4 protein-coding genes are annotated in these 4,294 nt (G+C 34.2%); 1 reads left to right on the forward strand and 3 read right to left on the reverse strand.

Features of this window, described 5'->3' with window-relative positions; all coding sequences use genetic code 11:
* Positions 1–410 precede the first annotated feature (410 nt).
* Positions 411–1,376: an IS110 family transposase gene (locus K8F54_RS11905; RefSeq protein WP_290791237.1), complete on the forward strand. Its 966-nt coding sequence runs from the start codon at positions 411–413 to the stop codon at positions 1,374–1,376.
* Between the two features lie 44 nt (positions 1,377–1,420).
* Here K8F54_RS11905 and K8F54_RS11910 read toward each other — a convergent pair whose 3' ends face one another.
* The 3 genes from K8F54_RS11910 to K8F54_RS11920 form a co-directional block, all read right to left on the reverse strand.
* Positions 1,421–1,924: a nuclear transport factor 2 family protein gene (locus tag K8F54_RS11910; protein WP_290791239.1), complete on the reverse strand. Its 504-nt coding sequence runs from the start codon at positions 1,922–1,924 to the stop codon at positions 1,421–1,423.
* A 176-nt stretch (positions 1,925–2,100) separates the two neighbouring features.
* Positions 2,101–2,799, reverse strand: a complete 699-nt coding sequence (locus tag K8F54_RS11915) for a DUF6090 family protein (RefSeq protein ID WP_290791241.1) — start codon at positions 2,797–2,799, stop codon at positions 2,101–2,103.
* Between the two features lie 195 nt (positions 2,800–2,994).
* Positions 2,995–4,050, reverse strand: a complete 1,056-nt coding sequence (locus K8F54_RS11920) for a hypothetical protein (RefSeq protein ID WP_290791243.1) — start codon at positions 4,048–4,050, stop codon at positions 2,995–2,997.
* Positions 4,051–4,294 lie beyond the last annotated feature (244 nt).

A 4,294-nucleotide genomic window follows, 5' to 3' on the forward strand; every position in this document is an offset into this window, starting at 1 on the left:
AACGGTTTTGTATAACGTTTGTGGCGGCTGGCGGCCCTGATTCGGACAGACGGCTCGCCTTCGGCGAGGCCGGCAGCTGCAACGCAGCGTGCGAATCAGAAGTGTCGGCAAAGCCGCTTTAACGTATTTGTCAGATAAAGATAAAGTTTTTATGTTTTGAAAATACTCAAATCAGCAATTACAGACATAAACTGTTATACGTCCTAAGTTTGTTTCTAGTAATTTAATGGTACTAATCAGAAAGAACAAAAAGAGTGGAATAAGATTAGGTTATGCGTAGGAACCTCTGATTCCGTCAACATTGAAAATCCCCACTCTTTTTACTACCTAAATACGATCAGTTCTTTAGGCCATTGAGCCTGTTTTTAGGTTGCTGTAATGAAGTAGTTGTTCTTTCCAAATTTAACAATATGAGTAAAGTTAAAACAATTTTGGGGATTGATATATCCAAGGATACTTTTGATGTATACAATCCAGAAAGGGGTCATCACAACTATCAAAACGACCTTAAAGGATTTAAATCTTTTATTAAAACTCTCTCAAACGACTGCTGGGCTGTAATGGAAGCCACTGGCAGCTATCATCATCGATTGGCCCTATTCCTTTACGAGAAAGGAATTTTCGTTTCGGTAGTAAACCCCTTAGTAGTTAAACGTTTTATTCAAATGAAGCTTAACAGGGTGAAGACCGATAAAAGTGATGCAACAATGATCTATCGCTATGGCCAGGAACAGATCTTGGCACCTTGGAAGCCAGACCCAGTGTATGTTAATCAATGCAAAGAGCTACAAAGTGTGGTACAACTTTATATTAAACAACACACAGCACTGAGTAACAAGCTTCATAGTTTAGTAAGCAAGGGATTGACCAAGGGAAAGGCGATTACTTCCCTAAAAAGGCTAATCAGGACCATAGAAAGAGAAATAGGGTTATTAGAAAAAGAGATGCAGTCTTTGATACAGGAAAATGAGGCCGATCTATACACCCGTGTTAAGAGCATCCCAGGACTAGGAAAGAAAACAGCCTTGCTACTTATTGTCTCAACAAATGGATTTAAAGACTTCGAGTCTAGCAAACAGATCTCTTCCTATTTTGGACTAGCCCCACACGAAAGAAGTTCAGGAAGTAGCGTGAGAGGGAAAACTCGTATCGGTAAAAACGGACATCCTTCCGTTAGAAATCACTTATTTCTCTGCAGCTTTACCGCTTGTATGTATAATACACAATGTAAAATGCTTTATGAACGATTGGTGGCAAAAGGGAAAAGCAAAAAACTGGCTTTAATCGCTGTAAGCAATAAACTAATTAAACAAGCTTATGGAATCGCAAAATCTGGATTGTACTATGATGAAAATTACAGAAATAAATTAGTGTAGAAAAGACTTGTTTTTTAGCTCAGTTCTTTGTTGGCAAACGTTTTTTATTTTATTCGTTCAAAAGGACCTGGCGAACTTTCCTCTCCAATCTCAGCTATGATTTTACCATCTTCATTAAAATGGAAAATAGTAATTCCACCCCAATTATATTGCTTTCCGGCAACAACACTGCTATCCTGTTCAGTTTTCACTCTGGTTGCGCTAAAAGACCATACAAGAACTACACGTTTATTTTCAGCTATAGCCTCATGGAATGTAACATTCGCATCATTCCAGCGTTCACCAAAACCTGTAGCAAAATTTTTAAGTGACTCACGTCCATTTATTGCCTTTGTTCCAAATAATTGTTCAAAAATTGGATAGCTTGATATTACATCATCACTTACAAGATTGTCTATTAAAGATGGGTCGCCTCCATAAATACTACGGAATAATTGTTTGGCCATATCTTTGTGCTGTTCGCTTTCGGTTTGCTTTGATTCACAAGCACAAAACATAGAAATTGTACATAGTCCAACTAAAAGAACTTTAAATACCTGATTATTCATTTTTAGTTTATCATTTTCTGAATTAGTTTCTAATGTTTGCCAACGGTCGCGGCTATGGTGCGGTGCGCCTGCGGCAGCTTCGCAAATTTGTCAGAACCTCAAATTATTTTTGTGTAAGATAAATAATAAATTTAATCCTCAACAAACAATGCATTATAGGCGTTGTTGTGCTTTCGTTATTTTTTAGTAATTAGACCAATCAATTCCTGTGCGATAGTAATATTTTTCTCAATTTCCGGTATTTGAGCTTCAAAAGATGAAATTTGCCAATTAACTAGGGACATTAATTTGCCGTTTTCTAACTGATCGATTACTTCAATAGGGTCGACAAGAAAATCTCTTTTATGATTTAACATTAAAAGTAAAGGACCTTCAATATGATCCGACACAAAATTTGCGTGAAATTCAATACTAATATTATATTTTGCGCAATTTACTAAGTAGTATGTTTGTAATTTTTTACTTATCTGACTATTCTCAATATGCTTTATGATTCCAGATTCTAACATTTTTGTATATGATAATCCAAAATTTTTGGAACTCGAATTCATCGCCAAAGAATTTGGTAATTGAGATAAATCAATTTCATCATATTTTCTGTCAGAAACTTTATCAAGGTAGTAAGTATATCTCTGTATATTAGATAGTGTTTGATTAAAATGAATAATATCCCAATTTAATTCTGTCTCTATCTGTTCCAAAAAATTCGCTACTTCTTTTTTCTCTAATCTGTCTATATTCCAATTATTTATTGAAATCGCAATTAAAATTCCAATTACCACTAGAATTATTTCGCCAATTGCATAAATCAGATATTTGCTGAATTTGTTTTCAGTTACTAAGTTTTGTCGAATTATTCGGAAGAATTTTATCATTAGAGGTTAGTTTCTCTAAAGATAGGCTAATTAATGAATTTCGGATTTCAAATAATGAAGCACAACGGCTTCGGCTATGAGTAGTTGTGTGGGTTAGCACAAAACTTTGCAAGTACACACCAAACTGAAAATCCGCGAGGATTTTCAGAAGTAGGCGAGAACAAGCAATTACTTATAGCCATTGTTGTGCTTTCGTTATTTTAGTTTGGTTAATTTTATAGTCCTTATGGAATCTCTAGATGTCAAATTCTTTTTTTTAATAAAAATGGAAAGTGATATTACTTCCTCACTTGTATTTCTAATAAACTCTAAAGAAGTATTTTCGAATGCCATTTGAAATTTGTCTTTATTAATTTTGTAAAGAATTCCTCCATTTAAAATGCTAAGATTATTCTGATTCCGAACTAATTCCAATTCCAAACCAGAAGTTTCATTTTTATAATTCCCTAGATATGCTTCTAATTCTTCAAATGTAGGAAACTCCATAAGATTGATTTGATTAGACTTTTGAAAGTCGAGGACCAAATCATGATGGATCAAATTATAAGCATAGGTTGCTTTGTGCTTAAGAATAATTAAATGTTGTAACAAATGACTAGTAATTTCTTGATATCTTCTAACATCATTAAGATGTTGTTTGTCATTCAATAGATAGGTCACTTTATCATCATAATCCTTTTTTGCTGTTCTTGAATACCAATCATAATTGCTTTGATATACATCTTGTACTTTCTCCAGGAACACTTTTTTCTCATTCACCACATTATTAGTAACAAGTGCTTCATCACCATACACATCTTGTAGTCTTTCAACAATATGCATATACTTTTCAGGAATAATTTCTATGTTATTAATAAGTCTATTGTAAGCATTTGTTTCAAACCTATAAGGTTCAATTTGCTCTTCTATCAAAGTCAAATAAGGATTATCTCCATTTTTATTGACTGTATAATCAGATACTTTTAGAGTTTTAGAAAGCACTATATTTGATAGTGAATCTCTTCTTTCGTTAAATTCAATTTGAAAATTTATAGTTTTAATTAAGTCTTCTTCTAAATCCTTATAAACGCTAGTTAAAATTTTTTCTACCTGGTCATTGTTCGTTTTTAATTCTTTTTTGGTATTGAGATTTAGAGCAACAAGAATTCCAATGACCACAAGTATGATTTCCCCAAAAGCATAAAGTAGATATTTGCTAAACTTATTTTCAGTCAACATTTTTTGTCTAATTTTTCTAAAGAATTTTATCATTGGTTATTGGTTGGTTATAATGAAGCACAACGGTCGCGGCTATGATTCCTGCCTGCCGGCAGGCAGGTCGGCGGGGATAGGCAGCAGCGGGATCGGCGTGTGAGTCGGAAGCGGCTACGCCGCGTGAGAATCAGCCGTGCGATCAGAAGCTGCTAAACGAAATCATTCCGAGTTGGTTATTGTTTGTTTAAAAATAGAACTTTTCTTTTAATAATTCAGCCCCGCTGAATTATAGCCGTTGTTG

The organism is Altibacter sp. (genome assembly GCF_019913785.1).
GTDB lineage: Bacteria > Bacteroidota > Bacteroidia > Flavobacteriales > Flavobacteriaceae > Altibacter.

Bases quoted from the DNA above. Each gene is read 5' to 3' on its own strand.
- K8F54_RS11905 (WP_290791237.1), top strand. From the start codon at position 411: ATGAGTAAAGTTAAAACAATTTTGGGGATTGATATATCCAAGGATACT.
- K8F54_RS11910 (WP_290791239.1), bottom strand. From the start codon at position 1,924: ATGAATAATCAGGTATTTAAAGTTCTTTTAGTTGGACTATGTACAATT.
- K8F54_RS11915 (WP_290791241.1), bottom strand. From the start codon at position 2,799: ATGATAAAATTCTTCCGAATAATTCGACAAAACTTAGTAACTGAAAAC.
- K8F54_RS11920 (WP_290791243.1), bottom strand. From the start codon at position 4,050: ATGATAAAATTCTTTAGAAAAATTAGACAAAAAATGTTGACTGAAAAT.